The sequence below is a fragment of the Streptomyces sp. NPDC020845 genome, assembly GCF_044334165.1.
Lineage (GTDB): Bacteria > Actinomycetota > Actinomycetes > Streptomycetales > Streptomycetaceae > Streptomyces.
Map to the genome: position 1 here is coordinate 1 of NZ_JBIRSJ010000092.1, position 1,028 is coordinate 1,028.

1 protein-coding gene is annotated in these 1,028 nt (G+C 68.0%); it reads right to left on the reverse strand.

Going from position 1 to position 1,028, the window contains the following annotated elements; translation table 11 throughout:
- The coding region (locus ACH4U7_RS53215) for an AMP-binding protein (RefSeq protein ID WP_398534951.1) at positions 1-1,028 on the reverse strand (1,028 nt) is incomplete at both ends.

Below are 1,028 nucleotides of genomic sequence, written 5' to 3' on the forward strand. Positions count from 1 at the left end.
GCGAGGTCGCCGGTGCGGTACATGCGGGTGCCGGGTGGGCCGTAGGGGTTGGGGATGAAGCGTTCGGCGGTGAGGGTGGGGCGGTGGAGGTATCCGCGGGCGAGTTGTGTGCCGGCGATGTAGAGCTCGCCTGGGACTCCGATGGGTGTGGGTTGGAGGGTGTGGTCGAGGATGTAGGTGTGGGTGTTCCACATGGGTCGGCCGATGGGGACGGTGCCGGTGGTGGGTGTGGTGGCGTGTGTGTTGGTGGTGGGTGGGGGGATGGGGTGGTCGGTGGCGCCGACGGTGGTTTCGGTGGGGCCGTAGTGGTTGATGACGGGGGTGTGGGGGTGTTGGGTTTGCCAGGTGTGGACGGCTTCGGTGGGGACTGCTTCGCCGCCGAGCATGAGTTGGCCGGTGGGTTGGAGGGTGGTGTGTTCGAGGAGGGGGAGGTGGCTGGGGGTGAGTTTCATGAAGGTGACGGGTGTGTCACCGGGGGTGTGGGTGTGGGGTGTGGTGGGGGTGAGGGTGGTGATGTGGACGCGTCCGCCGCAGATGAGGGCGCCGTACAGGACGGTGACGCCGGCGTCGAAGGAGACGGAGGCGTGGAGGACGGTGGCTCCGGTGAGGCTGGGGTAGGCCTGGGGGCATCGGGCGGTGTAGTTGAGCAGGGCCTGGTGGGGGATGACCACGCCTTTGGGGTGGCCGGTGGACCCGGAGGTGTAGATCACATAGGCGGGATGCTGCCCCAGCAGCCCACCCACACGATCAGCATCCCCGACATCCGCACTGGTCTGCGCCGTGATTGCGGCACGGGTGTCCGGTGCGTCGAGTTCGGTGTGGGGCAGGTTCTGTATGTGGGGGAGGGTGGGTGAGGTGGTGGTGTCGGTGACCAGGAGTGCGGGGGCCGCGTCCTGGAGCATGTAGTGGATGCGGTCGGTGGGGTAGTCCGGGTCGATGGGGAGGTATCCCGCACCCGTCTTGAGGATGGCCAGCAGGGTGACGACCAGTTCGGCCGAGCGTGGCAGCGCCACCGCCACCAGCCGTTC